This window comes from Alcaligenes sp. SORT26, from assembly GCF_017377875.1.
GTDB classification, from domain to species: Bacteria; Pseudomonadota; Gammaproteobacteria; order Burkholderiales; family Burkholderiaceae_B; genus Alcaligenes; species Alcaligenes parafaecalis.
On sequence record NZ_CP070975.1, the window covers coordinates 2,923,606 to 2,941,201 of the forward strand.

Below are 17,596 nucleotides of genomic sequence, written 5' to 3' on the forward strand. Positions count from 1 at the left end.
ATGGAGCAGATGGACGGTTCGGGCTGGAAGCGCTAGCCCTTGCTGGTATCTGAAATACTGGTGTTTATGTGCCTGTGGCCCAGGTTCTTGAGGATCGGGCATCAGGCAATCAAGCAAACTGACGTAGGGGATAACTTCAAAGGGGTGAGGGCAAAAAACTTCTGGAGGTGTCATCAAAGCTGACTGAGGTCAGCCGTCTGCGCCTCTTGAGACTAGTGATTGTTCACACAAACCACCAGAATCTCCACGCTCTCCCCGTGCTCGCACAGGTAAAGGTGGCCCAGATTGCTTTTGAAGTAAATGCTGTCACGCGACTGCAGGACATGGCGGCGGCCGTCCTGAAACTGCATGGTCAATTGCCCTTCAATTACAAAAATGAACTCTTCGCCCTCATGCTGACTGAAGTCGGTGGCATCGCGGGGTTCGCCCGCCAGGACACGACCGTGCATGGGCGTCATTTTCTTGTTGATCCATTCTGAAGCCAGCATGCCGTATTCATAGCGGTGGGCATGGTAGGTCACGGTGCGTGAGGCCCGTCCCACCAGAATATCCATGCCGGACTCGTTCTGATCGCGTGGCGTCTTGAACAGGTCGGACAAATCCATTTTCAAGGCTCGGCTGACGGCCAGGAATTTTTCGTAGCTCAGGCCAATCAGGCCGCGTTCGGCCTTGGACAGGGTGGACAAAGATACATTGGATAAGCGTGCCAACATCAACAGGGTTAGGCCCTGTCGTTTGCGTTCATCACGTATGCGCGCCCCCATGGCTGTTTTGCTTAATAAATTGGGGGCGGTGTTGGCTAAGTCTTTTGTCATAACCTAAAGAAGTAATAAACCATCTTCTTATAAATATTATTAATTTTCTTATAAGAAAACTCTGTCCTATTGTATAGAACTACACGCTTTACGCTGGGAGAAAGAAGGCATGACTGCGTTGTTTGATCCTACTGCTTATCCCTCTACCTCGGTGGAATGGATACAAAAACTGATTGCTTATGATACGACAAGCCGGGAATCTAACCTGGAACTGATTCACGACGTACAGGCCTATTTGCAGCAGCAAGGGCTTGAAACCGTGCTGACGCATGACGCCAGTGGCCGCAAGGCCAATCTGTTTGCCACGATTCCGGCAGCCGATGGCACGCGTACCGGTGGCATTGTTCTGTCTGGTCACACGGACGTGGTTCCTGTAGACGGCCAGAACTGGAGCAGTGACCCGTTCAAGGCCGAGATCCGTGACGACCGTTTGTATGGTCGCGGCACCTGCGACATGAAAGGCTTTGTGGGTGTGACGCTGCAATTGGTGCCAGAGATGCTGGCGACCAAACTGGCCAAACCTATCCACCTGGCCTACTCCTACGACGAAGAAGTCGGCTGCGTGGGTGCACCGGTCATGATTGATGATCTGGTCCGCCGTGGCATCAAACCCGAGGGTTGTGTGGTGGGCGAACCCACCAGCATGCGCACTATCGTGGCGCATAAAGGCATTAACGCCTATCGCTGCCGCGTACACGGTCACGCCGCGCATTCCTCGCTGACCCCCAAGGGCGTAAACGCGATCGAGCATGCGGCACGCATCATTACGGCTATTCGTGATCTGGCCGATGACTACAAGAGCATGGGCCCTTACGACCACGATTTCGACGTGCCCTTCACCACTTTGCAGACCAGCATGATTCGTGGCGGCATCGCCTTGAATACGGTGCCTGACCTATGCGAATTCGAGTTTGAATACCGCAATCTGCCCGGCGTGGACCCCGAGCCGATCTTGCAAGAGATCCGTGAATTCATCGACCTGAAGGTTTTACCCGCCATGCGCCGCGAGCATCCAGATGCTTTGGTGGAACTGGAAAAGCTGGCCAGCGCCCCCGGCCTGAATCCTGAAGAGCAAGCCGCCATCACCAAACTGGTGCGCGAACTGACGCGGGACGACACGGTGCGTAAAGTGGCCTACGGCACAGAGGCAGGTCTGTTCCAGCAAGCCGGTATCCCTTCGATTATTTGTGGCCCTGGCAATATCGAGCAGGCCCACCGCCCCGATGAATATGTGGAACTGGCTCAGGTGGAGCAGTGCGAGCAGTTCTTGCGCGCCCTGATTCGCAGCCAGGCCGTGGCCTCTTAAAAACAGACAAACAGGTTTCAACGCAAACCCATGACAACAGAAAAAGTTACCCAGGAAAACGTGGTGCAGGCGCATGAGCGTCTGCGTCCCTATGTGCGCCAGACGCCCGTGTTCGATTACCAGACCGGGCGTCTGGATAGCGCCGTCAATTTCAAGTTCGAGCATTTGCAGGCCTCGGGCACCTTCAAGGCACGCGGTGCTTTCAACAACTTGTTGAGCTTGTCTGAAGAAGCACGCCAGCAAGGGGTGACCTGCGTCTCTGCAGGCAACCATGCCGTGGCCGTAGCCTATGCCGCCCATCAAATGGGTGTGAAAGCCAAGACCGTGATGATCAAGACGGCCAGCCCGGCCCGTGTAGCCTTGTGCCGCGAGTATGGGGCCGAGATCGTCTTTGCCGACAACGGCGAGCAGGCTTTTGAGCTGGTGCGCCAGATTGAAAAGGACGAACAGAAAACCTTCATCCATCCGTTCAGTACCTACCCTACCGTGCTGGGAACCGCCACGCTGGGCTACGAGTGGTTGCAGCAAGCGGGCAAGCTGGATGCGGTGCTAGTGCCGATTGGGGGCGGTGGCTTGGCCGCAGGTGTCTCGGCGGCCGTCAAGTTGTGGCAGCCTGATTGCGTGGTCTATGGCATCGAGCCTGTGGGTGCAAACGTCATGGCGCTAAGCCGCCAGGCTGGCGAGCCGCAAAAAATCGGTGCCATGCAGTCCATCGCAGACAGTCTCATGGCCCCTCATACCGATGAGTTCAGCTTCCGCGTGTGTCAGGACAATATCGACACCCTAGTCACCGTCAACGACGACCAGATCCGCGCAGGCATGCACTTCCTGTTCAACGAATTCAAGATGGCCACTGAACCGGCTTGCGCGGTGGCGACAGCCGCCTTGATGTTCCCCTTGCGCAAACATCTGGCCGATCAACGAGTGGGTGTGCTGTTTTGCGGCTCCAACACGGATACCGACACTTTTATCCGCCATATCACCACGCCACTGGCGCAAGGCTAATCATGCAGCTAAGCGTTTATGTAGCAAAAGCCCAGGAAGTGTACGAGGGGCTGGATATGGGGGCGGCGATTGATCTGATGCGTCAGGGTTTTATCGCCATGCAGCAAGGGCGTATTGACCAGCCCTTGCGCACGATTGTGCGTAGTAATTTGTCCAGCGGCTTTCTGGGCATGATGCCCGCCTGCATCGACATGCCCGAGATTTATCCCGAGCCTTTGTACGGCGCCAAGATGGGCACCCTGTTTCCAGACAATGTGCGCCTGGGTAAGGATCCCCATCAAGGCTGCGTGCTCTTGATGAGCGGCTTGACCGGCGAGACGCGCGCCATTCTGGACGCCAGTAGCGTGACAGCCTTGCGTACCGCAGCGGTCAGTGGCCTGGCCACTGACATGCTGGCGCGTCCGGATGCCAGCGTGCTGACCTTGTTTGGCGGCGGACATCAGGCCTTGTGGCAATTGCGTGCCGTGGCGCAAGTGCGTCGCTTGAGCAAAGTGTTTGTGATTACTCGCTCCACACAGTCGGCGCAGCATTTTATTGAGGAAGCTCAGGCGTATCTGGATTGCCCCTTGATAGCTGGAGTCTCGGCCCAAGAAGCCGTGTCCCAGTCGGATATGGTACTGACGGCCACCAGCTCTGCCACACCTGTCTTGCAGTGCGAATGGCTGCGCCCTGGCACGCACATTACCGCCATGGGTTCCAGCACACCTGCCAGCAGCGAACTGGATGGACCCACCATGACGGCAGGCCGCTTGTTCGTGGACCGTGCGCAATCGACTCGCAACGAGTCGGGCGAGTTCTTGAATGCGTGCAAGCAGGGTTACTTGTCGGCGGATACCGAGTTGAACGAGTTGGGTGCTGTCCTGGCGGGGCAAGCTGCAGGCCGCATCAACAACGAAGAAATCACGATTTTTAAATCCCTGGGACTGGCATTCGAGGATGTACTGACGGCGGCCGCTTTGTTAAGCCGTCATGCCGCACAAGGGAATGGACGAGTAGTAGAACTTTAATAGCGTCATCAAGAGGTAGGGAGACAAGTAATGAAAAAGAAATGGGCGCAGGTTTTGCTGGGAACGGCGTTGGCATTGGCAACGGGCATGTCTGTCGCCAGCAAATTGCCGGACACCATACGTTTGGTTGTGGGCTATCCGGCCGGAGGAACAGCGGATGCGGTCGCGCGGGTATATGCCGAGCAATTGCGCGAAAAGCTGGGTGTGAATGTGGTAGTGGATAACCGTGCTGGTGCGGGCGGGCAGGTTGCCGCTCAAGGTTTTTTGCGCTCGCCTACCGATGGCTCGGTGCTATTGGTCGCCAATAATCACATGATGACGACCTTGCCTCTGACGGTGAAAACGGTCACCTACGATCCCATGAAGGACTTTGCGCCGGTGGCGGTCATCGCCAAATTCGAGCATATCTTTGTAGTGGGTAAAACCACGCCTGCCAATACCTTGCAGGAGTACGTGGAACTGGTGCGCAAAGAACCGGAAAAGTACGGCCATTACGGCATTCCCGCCCCTGGTAGTGCTCCCCAGTTCATGGGCTACAGCATCGCCAAGAAGAACGATATCCAGATGTCTCCCGTGCCCTACAAAGGGGGCGCGCCCTTGATCAATGACCTGCTGGGTGACCATATTCCTGCCGGTGTGGATGCTGTGGGCATGATTACCGAACACGTTGCTGCTGGCTCGGTTCGAGTTCTGGGGATTACGGGTGCAGAGCGTCTGCCTATCCTCAAGGATGTGCCTACCTTTGTAGAGATGGGTTACGGCGATCTGAAGGCTTCGGGCTGGATGGGGATTTTTGCCCCGCTGGGCATGGAGCCGGAGATGGTCAAACAGTTCCAGGATGCCTTCAATGAAGTGGCCAAGCTGCCACGCATTGAAAGCGCGATTGTGCCAATTGGCTTCCGGCCTGAATCGGGTAGTGCTCAGGAGTTGTCCCGTATTGTTCAGGATGACCTGGATACCTGGGGGCCCATCATCAAGGAATCGGGGTATTTGCAGCAGTAAAACTCAGGGTGTTGATGTAGACGTCTGCTGGTGATGGGCGGTGTTCATCAAGCCCGATGCGTACTGGCTAGCGTTTCAGCTCAGTTCTTATGGAACAGGGGGAGAAATTGCTAGTAGTAGCTAACTGCGCAAAACTTGTTAGCGCAGAAAAGCTGGAATGCGGGCCTGATGCCAAATCAGGTCCGTTTTTTTATGGCGATTTCAAAAAGGGAACCGGCTCCTTCCCAGCCTGTTGGCTGTGCCTCGTGTGAGGCCAGCTTTTGGGCTGCATTTCATCATCAGAAAGTGGCTTCGTGGCCCGAAAAGGGAGCTGATTATCTATGTGCTGAAGCATCGGGTTTTCGCTTCGTAGGCAGCCTAGGAGTAGCCGAAATACCTCTGGCTCACCCCTTCAATGAGCACTTGAAAGTTGTCCCAAAGATTGGGCCTGCAAGCAGGCTTCGACTGGCCTCAATGATCTGTTGAAGCTGCTTTAAGTCCATTAAGTATCTGATAGATAACAACAAAAAACTATTTTAAGTTTGTAGGGAATTCCCTATATTTTATTTATTGGCTAGTCAGTTAATAATATTTCAAAATAGAAATAATCAATCAGTTAATTAAAAACCAAGGAAAGGAGATACAGGTGCGCAAGACGATATTGACGATGGGGTTGCTCATGACGCTTGGTGCTGTGGGGGCCGTGCAAGCGCAAACCATCAAGATTGGTGTGATTCAGCCTTTGACCGGGTCGGTGGCCTACAACGGGGAGGCCGATGTGAATGGCTCCAAGTTGGCTGTCAAAGAGCGAAATGCTCGTGGTGGGGTCCTGGGCAAACAGGTGGAACTGGCTATTGAGGATGGAGAATGCCAGCCCTCCAAAACCGTGAACGCGGCTGAAAAACTGATTCAGAAAGACAAGGTGCCGATTATTTCTGGCGCCTTTTGCAGCTCCGCCACCATAGCGGCCATGAGCGTGGCGCAAAAGTACAAAGTGCCCCTGCTCTCGGGCGTGTCGTCAAAAAGTGATTTGACCGAGCGTGGCAACGAGTGGTTCTTCCGGACTGCAGAAACCGATGGTTTGCTGGCCCATGCCTTCGCAACGATCTTGGTCGAGCAGCTCAAGCTGAAAAAGATCGCCTATATCGGGGTGAATGATGACTGGGGCCGGGGCGGCATGGAGGAGTTCTCCAGCCAGATCGAAGCCTTGGGCGGTGAAACCGTGCAAAAGCTGTATTTCGACCATGGCACCACAGACTTCTACACGCTGTTGACGCGGGTACGGGCCGCCAAACCGGATGGTGTTTTTGTGGCAGCCGAAACTCAGGACGGCTCGATCCTTGTCAAACAGATGAAGGAAGTGGGACTGGAGAGTCTGATTTTTGGCGTGGGTAGCTGGGCGACGGCTGACTTCGTGAATCTGGCAGGCTCTGCATCAGAAGGCATTCATGCGGCGGTTCCTTACGCGCACACTTTGCAGCGTCCCGAAAATATGGAGTTCGTGCAGTCCTATCAGAAAGAGTATGGCGAGTTGCCCGGCAAGTACTCGGTAGCTGGCTATAACGCGATGAACATCATCATGGATGCGATTGAACGCGCTGGGGAAGCTGACCCGGACAAGATCCGCCTGGCGCTGCCAGCGACGGATTACAACGGCCCCAATGGCAACTTTAAATTCAATGAAAAACGCCAGGGCTATGGCTTTGATGCCGTGTTGGTGAAGCTTCAAGGCGGGCAGCCGGAAATTGTTGCTCAGGCAAAAGTAACGGCGGACTAAGAGCACGGTGATCTGCGGATTTTATCGTTTGATGAGGGGGCATTGTGTTTGATTTATTGCTGCAGTTCATTGCCAATGGACTGGTTAACGGGACGTTCTACGCGCTATCGGCCTTGGGTCTGACCTTGATTTTTGGCCTGATGCGATTGGTGAACTTTGCCCATGGCGAGTTCTACATGATCGGCGGTTTGCTGGGCTGGCTGGTGACCCAGCAACTGGAGCTGAACTTCTTTGTGGGCTTGGCGCTGGTTGTGGTGATCGTCGCTTTGTTTGGATGGTTGCTGGATCGCTTCCTGATTGCCCGTATCCGTGACAAGGGACCGGAGCCCGGCATTTTGCTGACTATCGGTTTGTCGATTTTCCTGACGAATACTGCCTTGATGATCGTGGGCACGGCGCCTCTGAAAGTGGTCGCGCCGGTGCCCAATACGCCGATGTTTCTTGGGCCGATATTCATCACCGAGGTGCGGATTTTTGCGATCGGGATGTCTATTGCGGCCATCGTTGGTGCGCGTTTGCTGATCCAGAAAACCCGCCTGGGTAAAGCCATGCGGGCCACCTTTCAGGACTCCACGGCAGCCAGTCTGGTCGGTATCAACACCGCCACTATTTATGCCTCCACCTTCGCATTGGGTGTGGTTCTGGCGGCAACCTCGGGCATGTTGCTCAGCTCCATCTATGTCGCGCAGGCTTCGATCGGTGGCCTGATCAGTTTGAAGGCCTTTGTGGTGGTCATTCTGGGCGGGATGGGCAATTTCGGTGGTGCCATTCTGGGCGGCTTGATCCTGGGCGTGGCAGAAGCGCTTTGGGGAGGTTATGTGCAAACGGGGACAGCGGACATGGTGGGCTTTGCCCTGGTTATCTTGATTCTGTTCTTCCGCCCCTATGGTTTGTTTTCGGTTCGAGCGGAGCGCGCGTAAATGAAAATAGAACGTCACTTTATGGTGGGCTTCCTGGCCTTGTCGGCGTTGCTCGCTTGTTTCGTGCAGAACGATTATTTGCTGCACATCTTGGTACTGGTGCTGATGTATAGCGTACTGGCCAGCAGCCTGAACTTGATCATTGGTTATGTGGGGGAGTTCCCGCTGGGTCACGTGGCATTTTTTGGCCTGGGCGCGTATTCGGTCGCCATTCTGAGCTCGCCCGCAGTGGGCTGGCCCGTCACCTTGACGATTGCAGCGGCAGCCGTGATTGCGGCTGCGGCGGGTTATGTGATTGGGCGCGTGACTTTGCGTCTGAATGGCCCCTTCTTTGTCATTGTGACTTTGGCCTTTGCAGAGGTCCTGCGCCTGCTGGCCAATAACTGGGTGGACCTGACCAATGGGCCGATGGGCATCTCGGGTGTGGCTCATCCCGCCCTGCTGGACATGTCTCCTTGGCTGGCTGGAAAGCGGGGTTTTGTGGTGATGGGCATTGTGTTGGCCGCCATCACTTTCTACATCTGCTACCGCCTGGTGCATTCCAGTGCAGGCCGTGCTGCCGTCACCTTGCGAGAGAACAACTATGTTGCTCAATCGGTCGGTATTGATCCCTTTCGCTACTCGCAGTTTGTCTTTGTTGTGGCCGCCTTTCTGGCGGGGATTGCCGGGGCGTACTACGCCAGCTACATCAGTTTTGTAGGGCCTGAAGTCTTCGGTTTCCCGTTTACAGCGACCATGATCATCATCGTTTTGCTGGGTGGTAAAGGCACTTTGCTGGGTCCGATTGCCGGGGCCATTGTGGTGGCCTTGCTGGAAGAGTACTTACGCGAATTCAAGGAACTGCGCCTGTCCCTGTTTGGATTGATCGTCATGGCCTCGGTGCTGTTTGCACCGGATGGAATCATGGGATTTGTGCAGCAGCGTTTTCATCATCTATTTGGGAGGACGCGTCATGCTTGAAGTAAGCGGTCTCAGCAAATCCTTTGGCGGTATTCATGCGGTCCAGGATATTGATTTCACAGTTCCTGCCGGACAAATCGTCAGCTTGATCGGGCCTAATGGCGCTGGCAAAACAACGTGCTTCAACCTTATCACCGGCTTCTATCAGCCTACTCGTGGGCGGGTGTTGTGGGATGGCAAAGAGGTTACGGCCAGCAAGCCTTATCGCATGGCACAGCAGGGCGTCATTCGTACTTTTCAAAAGACTAATGTGCTGCGGGCTTTGAGTGTTTTCGACAATCTGGTTCATGCCCATTATTTGGTCGATCGGGCACCCTTGTGGCGCACTTTCTGGCCCAGCAAGGAGCAGGCAAAAACCGAGCAGGAAATCATCGTCTCGGCCCGCCGTATTCTCGATCAGATTGGCTTGGCCAAGCGTGCTGATGTATTGGCCAGCTCCTTGTCGTGCGGCGAGCTTCGGCTGCTGGAAGTGGGTGTCGCCCTTAGCGCCAAACCCAGATTGCTGATGCTGGATGAACCAGCGGCAGGACTCAACACCCACGAGGCAGAAGGCTTGGCCGACTTGCTCAAACAACTACCAGGGCAGTGGGTGGAGTCCATTTTGCTGGTAGAGCACAACATGGGCTTGATCATGCGTGTGTCTGACCAGATCGTCGTCATGAACTTTGGCAAAAAACTGGCGACGGGTACACCTGCGCAGATTCAGGCTAATGAACAAGTGTTGGAAGCCTATATGGGGAAAGCGGCATGAGTAAACAGGACATTGAACCTTTATTGGCTTTGCAGGATGTGGTGGCGGGTTATGGCAATTTGACGGCCCTGCATGGCGTCAGCTTGCATGTGCAGCCTGGTGAAGTCGTGGCCATTCTGGGGGCGAATGGTGCGGGGAAATCCACTACGCTGCGCGCAATCTCCGGCCTGATCCGCCCTACTTCTGGCCAGATCACCTGGAAGGGACAGGTGATCAGTGGTCGTAGCCCTGAACATATTCTGAAGCTGGGTTTGGCGCACTGCCCTGAAGAGCGGCATGTGTGGCCTGAAATGACCGTTGAGGACAACCTGGATCTGGGCGCTTATCTGATCAAGTCCAAGACTGAAGTGGAGCGGCGTAAAGGCATCGCGTTTCATCGCTTCCCGCGTCTTAAAGAGCGATACAAGCAACTGGCAGGCACGCTTAGCGGCGGTGAGCAGCAAATGCTGGCGATTGCCCGGGCATTGATGTCAGAACCGGAACTGTTGATTCTGGATGAACCCTCCTTGGGACTCAGTCCCAAGATGGCTCTGGAGGTCTTTCAAGTAGTGCGGGACATCAGTGAGCATGGAGTGTCCATTCTGGTGGTGGAACAGAACGTGCATAACGCGCTGAACGTAGCCAGTCGAGCCTATGTGCTGGAAACAGGGCGCGTTATTGCAGAGAAAGACAGCGTCAGCATGTTGAAAGATCCTGAGCTCTTGAGCGCTTACCTGGGAGGCTGATGATGAGCATGAACAAGACGGTAGAACTCCCATCGCGCCTCAGCTACGGCGCCCATGTTCACGCCAACGGCATACGGCAGCACTACTTGCGCTATGCCGGTCCCGGACCTGCCTTGGTACTGGTGCCGGGGATCACCAGCCCTGCCCCTACTTGGGGATTTGTGGCAGAGCGTCTGGCCCTGCATTTTGATGTGTATGTGCTTGATGTACGTGGTCGTGGCCTGTCCCAATCGGGCGCAGATCTGGATTATGGCGTGAATGCGTGCGCGGATGATCTGTGCGAGTTCGTCCGGGAGCTGGCGCTTGAATCCCCCATTTATGTGGGGCACTCCATGGGGGCGCGCATTCTGTTGCGTGCCGCCAGTCGAGGGCTGACCAAGGGAGCGGCCATGGTGCTCGTGGACCCACCGGTATCCGGCCCTGGGCGACGCCCCTACCCGTCGAATATCGCTTGGTACACCGATTCGATTGCACAAGCTCAAAAGGGCATGAACGCCGAACAGATGCGGCAGTTTTGCCCGACCTGGACTCCCGAGCAGCTTGCCTTGCGCGCCCAGTGGCTGCACACCTGCGATGTGCGTGCGGTGACGGACAGCTACGAGTGGTTCCACACCGACGATGCGTTCCCGGACTTCAGTCAGCTCAATGACTGGAAGGTGGCCCTGATGGTGGCGGGCAAGGGGGATGTCATTCGCGATGAGGATAGTAAAGAGGCGCAGTCCTTGAAGCCCGACTTGCAGGTCTTACGTGTGCCAGGCGCTGGACACATGATTCCCTGGGATGACGAGGAAGGCTTTTATCGCGCATTGGGCACCTTTCTGGGCCTTACCTTTTAACAAGAAACAGGAGTGGAAGATGGCTGTATCTGATCATCAAATGGTTCAGGCCTGGAACGAGGTGCTGAGTCTTTCTGGAGTGAAGGCGGGACAGATGGTCACCATTCTGACGAGCCTGAATACGCATCCCCAAACCTTGGCTACGGCCAAGCTGGCCGTGGCGGCTTTGGGCGCGACCCAGATGCAGGTGGATTTGTTGCCGGTGAATGCCGAAAAGGCCTTGAGCCGTGATCTTTTGGCTTATCTGGGTACGACTCCGCTGACGGATAACCCGGCAGCGATTGCCGCCCTTAAAGCCAGCGACTTGGTGCTGGATTTGATGACCCTGCTGTTCTCTCCTGAACAGCACGAGATTCTTAAATCCGGTACCAAAATTCTCCTGGCAGCCGAGCCGCCCGAGGTGCTGGTGCGTATGGTGCCGTCCCTAAAGGACAAGGAGCGTGTGGAGCGTTCGGCGCAGGTGTTGCAGGGGGCTCGTGAAATGCGAGCGACATCCAAGGCTGGAACTGATCTGGTGATGCCGTTGGGTGAGTATCCGATCATGAAGGAATATGGCTTTGTGGATGAGCCTGGGCGCTGGGATCACTGGCCCAGCGGCTTCATCCTGACCTGGCCAAACGAGGGGCAGGTACAGGGTCGCATCGTGATTGATCGGGGCGACATTTTATTGCCCATGAAGTCCTATGTGGCCGACCCCATCACCATGATGGTCGAGAACGGCGTGGTGACCTCGATTGAGGGCGGGCTGGATGCCGAGCTGCTGCGTGAATATATGGCCTCGTTCAACGATCCTGAAGCCTACGCCATGTCCCACATAGGCTGGGGTCTGCAGCCCCGTGCTCACTGGTCCACGCTGGGCCTTTACGACAAGGAGCAAACCCTGGGCATGGATGCCCGTGCCTACGCAGGCAATTTCTTGTTCTCCTTTGGTCCCAATAATGAAGTCGGGGGCGATCGCACAACGGCTTGCCACATCGATATTCCGCTGCGTGCCTGCACCGTGACCGTCGATGGTCGCGAGACTGTGCGGGAGGGCAAAGTGGTGGAGGCGTTGGCATGAGCAGCCAGAGTGTTTACGAGCGACAGGGGTTTGGGCAAGGGCTGGAGCTTGAAGGCCATGTAGGGCTGTTAATTGTGGATTTCGTTAACGGTTTTGCAGATCCCCAGGCATTTGGTGGTGGAAATATTCTGGAAGCCATTGAGCAAACGCGCACGGTTCTGGCGGATGCACGGGCACAGAACTGGCCGGTGGCGCACAGCCGTATCGTCTTTGCAGATGACAGTGCGGACCGCAATGTATTCGGTCTTAAAGTCCCCGGTTTGGTGCAGCTTCGAGAGCACAACCCAGCCAGTGCCATTGTCGATGCCTTGAAGCCTGCACCGGGTGAGCTGGTCGTGCGTAAAACGGTTCCGTCAGCTTTTTTTGGGACGGCTCTGGCTGCCTGGTTGGCGGAGCGGGCTGTGCAGACCTTGCTGATTGCTGGCGCAACCACCAGCGGGTGTGTCCGTGCCTCCGTTGTTGATGCCATGTCCTGCGGTTTGCGCCCTTTTGTATTGGCAGATTGCGTTGGTGATCGAGCCAAGGAGCCTCACGACGCGAGCCTGTTTGATATTCAACAGAAGTACGGCGAGGTTCGCCCGTATGCGGACTTGCGTCCTTTGCTGTTGGTTTAGGGCTATCGGTTTTTTGGCTTATTTATTATTTATTTGTTTAATTAATTTGGGGGATTTGGGCTGCCTAAGGCCCAAACACCGAGGATGTACAGCATGAAAAAAACATTGAAAGTGGGTGTGATAGGCGGTGGTATTGGTGGCGTAACCTTGGCAGCAGCCCTGGAGCAGCGCGGCATGGAAGTGCATTTGTTTGAACGAGCCGCCGCCTTTGGCGAGGTCGGTGCCGGGATCCAGATGACTCCGAATGCCGTCAAGGTGCTCAAGGCATTAGGTGCACACGATGCGCTGGCCAAGGTCGGGTTTTTGCCGGAGGCTCTGGTGGGGCGGGATTGGTCCAGTGGAGAGGAAAGCTTCCGTATTCCTTTAAAGAGCGATTGCCCACAGTTGTATGGTGCGGAATTTTTCCACGTGCATCGCGCGGATCTGCATCATTTGCTGACCGAGCTTCTGGACACGACGACGGTCACCTTTAATGCCCAGTGCACGGGTGTGTCGCAACAAGAAGGCAAGGCTGTGGCGCATTTTGCTGACGGCTCCAGTTTCGAGGCCGATCTGATCGTGGGTGCTGATGGCGTGCGTTCGGAAGTACGTCGCTCCATTTTCGGGGAGGAAGAGCCTAAATTCACCGGCAATATGTGCTATCGGGCAGTGGTGCCTTTTGATGAAATGCCCGATTTCGTGGCACCCGAATCCTCCTTCTGGCTGGGCCCTAAAAGTCATGTGGTGACCTACTACGTGAATGGCGGCAAGGCTGTGAATATTGTGGCGGTTAATGAAACGGCCAGTTGGGTGGAAGAGTCCTGGAATGCACGCAGTACTCAGCAGGAAATGATGCAGGACTTCAAGGATTGGCACCCCAATATCGTCAAGCTTTTCGAGCGTGTAACGGATGTTTATCGCTGGGGGCTGTTTGATCGCGACCCTATGAGCAAATGGTCGGCAGGCCGTGTGACCTTGCTGGGTGATGCGGCACATCCGATGCTGCCCTTCCTGTCTCAGGGTGCGGCAATGGCCATCGAGGACGCCTATGTATTGGCTGTTGCGCTAGCTGCTTTGCCGGATGATCTGGATACGGCCTTGTCGCTTTACGAAGCGGAGCGTTTGCCACGTACCAGCCGGGTGCAACTGGAAGCGCGTGAGCGCGGCCGTACCTATCACTTGTCTGATAGCGAAGCCAAGGCCAAGCGTGATGCGGAATACCGTGAGCAGCAGAAGAAGAATCCGCACGCGGGCGGCATCAAGACGGACTGGGTTTATTCATATAATGCTACTGATTTTCAGCCGAAAGCATTACAGGTTTAACGAGTAGGCCGGGGGAAGCGTTTTGCTGTCGATACGTCAGTATGTTGAGAACCAGATTCACATCATTACCGGCCTGCAAGGCAGCCCGGTAGACTTTACGACGCCTGCGGGTGACCCCGGTTTGTTTGGTCCACAGTCCGCTGTGTGGGAAGTGCATGCAGATTTCACCTCCATGATGTTGGGGGGGATTTCTGCATTGTGCTTGCAGATGCTGGACCCGAAGGTATTGGCCGGGGTCTGGGATCACTCCCGCTTTCGCCAGGATATGCAGGGGCGCCTGAGCCGAACGGCACAGTTCATCTCGGCAGTCAGTTATGCAGGCACAGAGCAGGCCGAGCGTTGCATTGATCAGGTGCGGCGGGTGCACGAGCACATACATGGGCAATTGCCGGATGGCACGCCTTACGATGCTAATGATCCCGAATTGCTGCGCTGGGTACATCACACGCAGGTGTACTGTTTTCTGCAATCTCATCTGCGTTGGCGTAATGCCAAACTGGCGCCGGAGCAGCAGGATCGCTACGTCGCGCAATACTCGAAAGTGGCAGTGTTATTGGGTGCAGATGGACTGGTGATGGATGCAGAGAGCCTGAGGGCTTTGTTTGCAGAACCGAGCAAGACATTACGCGTTGATGCGCGAACCCAGGAAGTGGCTACAATTTTAATGTCTTCACATACCCTGTTTAAGGGGCCTAAGGCTTGGGTTGCCAGGGTATTTCTGTTAGCGGCGCTGGATATGCTGCCAGAGTGGGCTCAACGCTGTTTTGAGCATCGCCCCAGCACGGCATCCATGTGGTGGCGGCGCAAGGTGGTGAACAGCGTTGCTGGCGTCTTGCGTTGGGCCACACGTAATGGCTCTGTGCATCGGGCACGGCGTCGCGTCGCAAATCTGGCTTAGCTTGTAGATAAGAATGAATCAAATTTTGAGGCAAATATGGGCCGTGTAACTTTGTCGTCGGATAGCTCCTGGGTCAAGCGGGATAAGCCCGGACGCCCGGAAGGGGTGGGTGACAACACGTCAGAGCGGATCTTGGACGCCGCCGAGGAAGAGTTTTCCGAGACTGGCTATGCCGGAACCACCTTGCGCGTTATCGCTCAGAAAGCGGCGGTGACTCAAGCCCTGATCAACTACTACTTTGGTTCCAAATACGGCCTGTTTGAGGCCGTGTTCATCCGCCGAGGCAAAACCATTTCCGATGAGCGTCTGCGGCGCTTGCATGCCTTGCGCGACCAAGATGGAAAGGTCCTGGTCGATGATGTGGTGCGTGCTTTCCTGGCACCCACCATTGCCTTGCGAGAGACGCCCGGAGGCAGGCGGTTTTTACGGTTGCAAGCACGTTTGCACACAGAGCCAGCCGAGATTTCCTACAAGCTGCGTAACGAAGCCTATGACGGCTCAACACGTGCGTATGTACAGATTCTGGAAGAAATACTGCCAGAGCTGCAGGCTAAGGACGTGTACTGGCGTGTGGTCCTGATGATCGGGGCCTATATGTATGCCTTCTCCGATACACACCGACTGGAAGAGCTGGCGCCAGGAATTTGTGACCCCAACAATACCGACGAGATTCTTGAGCAGATCATTGCCTTTGTCTCCGCCGGTTTGTTGGCTGCGCCGGTTGTCTTGCAGGGCAAGGCTTGATTTAAGCAGCTGTACTTTCTCGGTGTGCGGGTCTTCAGGAACTCCATCGAGTTCTCTGCTTTGCGATGATTTTTGCCCCATTCTGCAATCAGGGTCGACGCCAGCAGTTTTTGCTGTGTGGTGCCCTGCTCAGCGCGCCAGCAAAGGCTGTAAAGCCTTGAAAATCTCTTGAGTCAGATCCTTGCCAGGGAACATATTGGCGTGGACGATCAGGCCTTCCAGGCAGATGAAAACCAGCAAAGCTTGCTGGTGGGCTTGGTCACCAAAAGGCTCCTGCAAAATCGCTTCTATCAGCGCCAGGATAGCTAGCTTGTGCTCTTGTGCAATCACGCAAGGCTGAGGGTTCACCGCCCCGAATTCTTCCGATGCCTTGATGAACATGCAGCCATGAAAATCCGGTGACTGGAACCAGTTTTGATGCCACTGGAACAGCGCCTGAATCTTGTCCTGAGAGCGTTCATGCGGCTCCAGATACTGGAGTAAATCTTCCATGAAGTTCCGATGTCGCAGGTGCAAGGTTTCCTTGATCAGGCCATCTTTGGTGCCAAATTGCTTGTAAACCGTCATGCGGGCTACATCGGACTCGGAGATGATGCGCTCAATCCCGACATTGCCGTAGCCATACTGGCTGAAAAGGCGCAACGCCGTTTCCAAAATCGTATCGCGTTTGGTGTTTTTCATCGTTTTTGACTCAACAGTTTGACCCTGGGAAAGTTTGACAGCGTCAGGCAGAGTAATTATTGTACACGCCAGTAGATAGACCGATCGGTCTATTTTGTTTTTGGAGCCCAGGATGCGCTTTATTTTTTCTCGAATTCAAGGGGGCGGTGTACTGCCGCCACGGCCGCAAAGCAGGCAGGTTTTGCTCAGTTTTCTGGGGGGAACTATAGGCATCATGGTGATTGCCTATTTAACGCAGCAGTTTGGCTTGCCCTTGATGATGGCACCCTTCGGAGCGACATGTGCCTTGTTGTTCGCCGCAGCGGATTCGCCCTTGGCGCAGCCACGCAGCGTGATCGGCGGGCATTTTATTGCCAGTCTGGTGGGAGTAGTGATTGCGAAATATGTAGGTGCAGGGCCCTTGGAAATGGGCCTGGCGGTGGGCTTGGCCATCGCCTTGATGCACGCCAGTCGTACTTTGCATGCGCCTGCCGGAGCGGATCCTTTGGTGATCCTGCTGGCAGGCGAGGCTTCCTGGTCTTACTTGTTTGTACCCTCTTTGCTGGGCTCTATTGTGCTGGTGGTGATCGCTCTGGTGATCAACAACTTGGGGCATAAGCAAGCCTGGCCCAAGTACTGGTACTAAGGGAACTGTTTCGTGAAGGCGATGACGGGTTTTGAGGCTGGTAGGGATGTTCTCATCGGGAAGCTGCCTGTTTGATGTCGGCTACGGTGCATATAGGCATTGGCCGTCAAACCCGTCGATCTTATTTAACCGGCGTACACAACTCCACCACAACACGCTCTGGCGTCTGCACATAAGACACCACCTGCCCCCAAGGCTTATCCTGCGGCGGCGCCAGTTCTGTACCCCCTTCTGCCAGCGCTTTGGCATGAGCTGCAGGCACATCATCGCAGACCAGGGCAACTTCGATACCCAGCGGCACTTCTGACGCGTGCGGTGACAAATGACCTTTTGGGTAATTCATGTAGGCCAGCATTTCCGCTGCAAAGGCCAAGGTGGTTTGGCCGGTTTCCAGTTCGCCATACAGCCCGGTTTCATGCAGCATTTTGGTGGACAAACCAAAAGCGCGGTTGAAGTAGTCCAGTGCCTGGCTGACATCGGGAACGTAGATAATCGTGTAGCCAAATTTCATAGTGGGGCTCGGTAGGAAAACGCAGGGCCAGTGCAAAAAAAATCGGCTCCCCGATTGTAGATGGGGAGCCGATTCTTT

Annotated in this window: 19 protein-coding genes; 16 read left to right on the forward strand and 3 right to left on the reverse strand. The window is 55.3% G+C overall.

The features are described 5' to 3' along the window. Window positions 1-212: 212 nt before the first annotated feature. Window positions 213-815 carry an XRE family transcriptional regulator gene (locus JYG33_RS13340; RefSeq protein WP_243430179.1) on the reverse strand — a complete coding sequence of 201 codons (603 nt, stop codon included), beginning with the start codon at window positions 813-815 and terminating at the stop codon, window positions 213-215. Window positions 816-924: 109 nt separating this feature from the next. Here JYG33_RS13340 and argE point away from each other — a divergent pair, with 109 nt between their 5' ends. From argE to JYG33_RS13415, 15 genes are all read left to right on the forward strand, one after another. Continuing rightward, complete coding sequence (gene argE / locus JYG33_RS13345; RefSeq protein WP_207872663.1) at window positions 925-2,121, forward strand: acetylornithine deacetylase; 1,197 nt, start codon at window positions 925-927, stop codon at window positions 2,119-2,121. Window positions 2,122-2,151: 30 nt separating this feature from the next. Beyond that, window positions 2,152-3,126, forward strand: coding sequence for a threonine/serine dehydratase (locus JYG33_RS13350; RefSeq protein ID WP_207872664.1), 975 nt, complete (start codon window positions 2,152-2,154; stop codon window positions 3,124-3,126). A gap of 2 nt (window positions 3,127-3,128) precedes the next feature. Continuing rightward, on the forward strand, window positions 3,129-4,133 hold the full coding sequence (locus JYG33_RS13355; protein ID WP_207872665.1) for an ornithine cyclodeaminase family protein: 1,005 nt from the start codon (window positions 3,129-3,131) through the stop codon (window positions 4,131-4,133). 30 nt (window positions 4,134-4,163) lie between these two features. After that, window positions 4,164-5,135, forward strand: a complete 972-nt coding sequence (locus JYG33_RS13360; RefSeq protein WP_207872666.1) for a tripartite tricarboxylate transporter substrate-binding protein — start codon at window positions 4,164-4,166, stop codon at window positions 5,133-5,135. A gap of 658 nt (window positions 5,136-5,793) precedes the next feature. After that, window positions 5,794-6,891, forward strand: coding sequence for an ABC transporter substrate-binding protein (locus JYG33_RS13365; RefSeq protein WP_243430180.1), 1,098 nt, complete (start codon window positions 5,794-5,796; stop codon window positions 6,889-6,891). A 44-nt stretch (window positions 6,892-6,935) separates the two neighbouring features. Then, window positions 6,936-7,811 (forward strand): branched-chain amino acid ABC transporter permease, encoded by an 876-nt coding sequence (locus JYG33_RS13370; protein WP_207872667.1) that lies wholly within the window; start codon window positions 6,936-6,938, stop codon window positions 7,809-7,811. Beyond that, window positions 7,812-8,771: a branched-chain amino acid ABC transporter permease gene (locus JYG33_RS13375; protein WP_207872668.1), complete on the forward strand. Its 960-nt coding sequence runs from the start codon at window positions 7,812-7,814 to the stop codon at window positions 8,769-8,771. Then, window positions 8,764-9,522 carry an ABC transporter ATP-binding protein gene (locus tag JYG33_RS13380; protein WP_207872669.1) on the forward strand — a complete coding sequence of 253 codons (759 nt, stop codon included), beginning with the start codon at window positions 8,764-8,766 and terminating at the stop codon, window positions 9,520-9,522. Before JYG33_RS13375 ends, JYG33_RS13380 begins: the two co-directional genes overlap by 8 nt. Beyond that, window positions 9,519-10,247: an ABC transporter ATP-binding protein gene (locus tag JYG33_RS13385; RefSeq protein WP_207872670.1), complete on the forward strand. Its 729-nt coding sequence runs from the start codon at window positions 9,519-9,521 to the stop codon at window positions 10,245-10,247. The genes JYG33_RS13380 and JYG33_RS13385 overlap by 4 nt, the downstream gene beginning before the upstream one ends. Then, window positions 10,247-11,083, forward strand: a complete 837-nt coding sequence (locus tag JYG33_RS13390; protein ID WP_279382241.1) for an alpha/beta hydrolase — start codon at window positions 10,247-10,249, stop codon at window positions 11,081-11,083. Before JYG33_RS13385 ends, JYG33_RS13390 begins: the two co-directional genes overlap by 1 nt. A gap of 19 nt (window positions 11,084-11,102) precedes the next feature. Next, window positions 11,103-12,143 (forward strand): 2,5-dihydroxypyridine 5,6-dioxygenase, encoded by a 1,041-nt coding sequence (locus JYG33_RS13395; protein ID WP_207872671.1) that lies wholly within the window; start codon window positions 11,103-11,105, stop codon window positions 12,141-12,143. Continuing rightward, window positions 12,140-12,757, forward strand: a complete 618-nt coding sequence (locus tag JYG33_RS13400) for an isochorismatase family protein (RefSeq protein WP_207872672.1) — start codon at window positions 12,140-12,142, stop codon at window positions 12,755-12,757. Before JYG33_RS13395 ends, JYG33_RS13400 begins: the two co-directional genes overlap by 4 nt. Before the next feature lie 93 nt (window positions 12,758-12,850). Further along, window positions 12,851-14,059 carry an FAD-dependent monooxygenase gene (locus JYG33_RS13405; RefSeq protein WP_207872673.1) on the forward strand — a complete coding sequence of 403 codons (1,209 nt, stop codon included), beginning with the start codon at window positions 12,851-12,853 and terminating at the stop codon, window positions 14,057-14,059. Between the two features lie 22 nt (window positions 14,060-14,081). Next, entirely contained in the window at window positions 14,082-14,957 is an 876-nt protein-coding gene (locus JYG33_RS13410; protein ID WP_207872674.1) for an oxygenase MpaB family protein, read from the forward strand. 36 nt (window positions 14,958-14,993) lie between these two features. Next, window positions 14,994-15,701, forward strand: coding sequence for a TetR/AcrR family transcriptional regulator (locus tag JYG33_RS13415; RefSeq protein ID WP_207872675.1), 708 nt, complete (start codon window positions 14,994-14,996; stop codon window positions 15,699-15,701). A gap of 129 nt (window positions 15,702-15,830) precedes the next feature. Here JYG33_RS13415 and JYG33_RS13420 read toward each other — a convergent pair whose 3' ends face one another. Beyond that, window positions 15,831-16,382 carry a TetR/AcrR family transcriptional regulator gene (locus tag JYG33_RS13420; protein WP_207872676.1) on the reverse strand — a complete coding sequence of 184 codons (552 nt, stop codon included), beginning with the start codon at window positions 16,380-16,382 and terminating at the stop codon, window positions 15,831-15,833. Window positions 16,383-16,494: 112 nt separating this feature from the next. On the opposite strand from JYG33_RS13420, the gene JYG33_RS13425 reads away from it, so the two are divergent. Continuing rightward, window positions 16,495-17,007 carry an HPP family protein gene (locus JYG33_RS13425; protein WP_207872677.1) on the forward strand — a complete coding sequence of 171 codons (513 nt, stop codon included), beginning with the start codon at window positions 16,495-16,497 and terminating at the stop codon, window positions 17,005-17,007. 121 nt (window positions 17,008-17,128) lie between these two features. Here JYG33_RS13425 and JYG33_RS13430 read toward each other — a convergent pair whose 3' ends face one another. Then, entirely contained in the window at window positions 17,129-17,518 is a 390-nt protein-coding gene (locus tag JYG33_RS13430; protein ID WP_207872678.1) for a VOC family protein, read from the reverse strand. Window positions 17,519-17,596 lie beyond the last annotated feature (78 nt).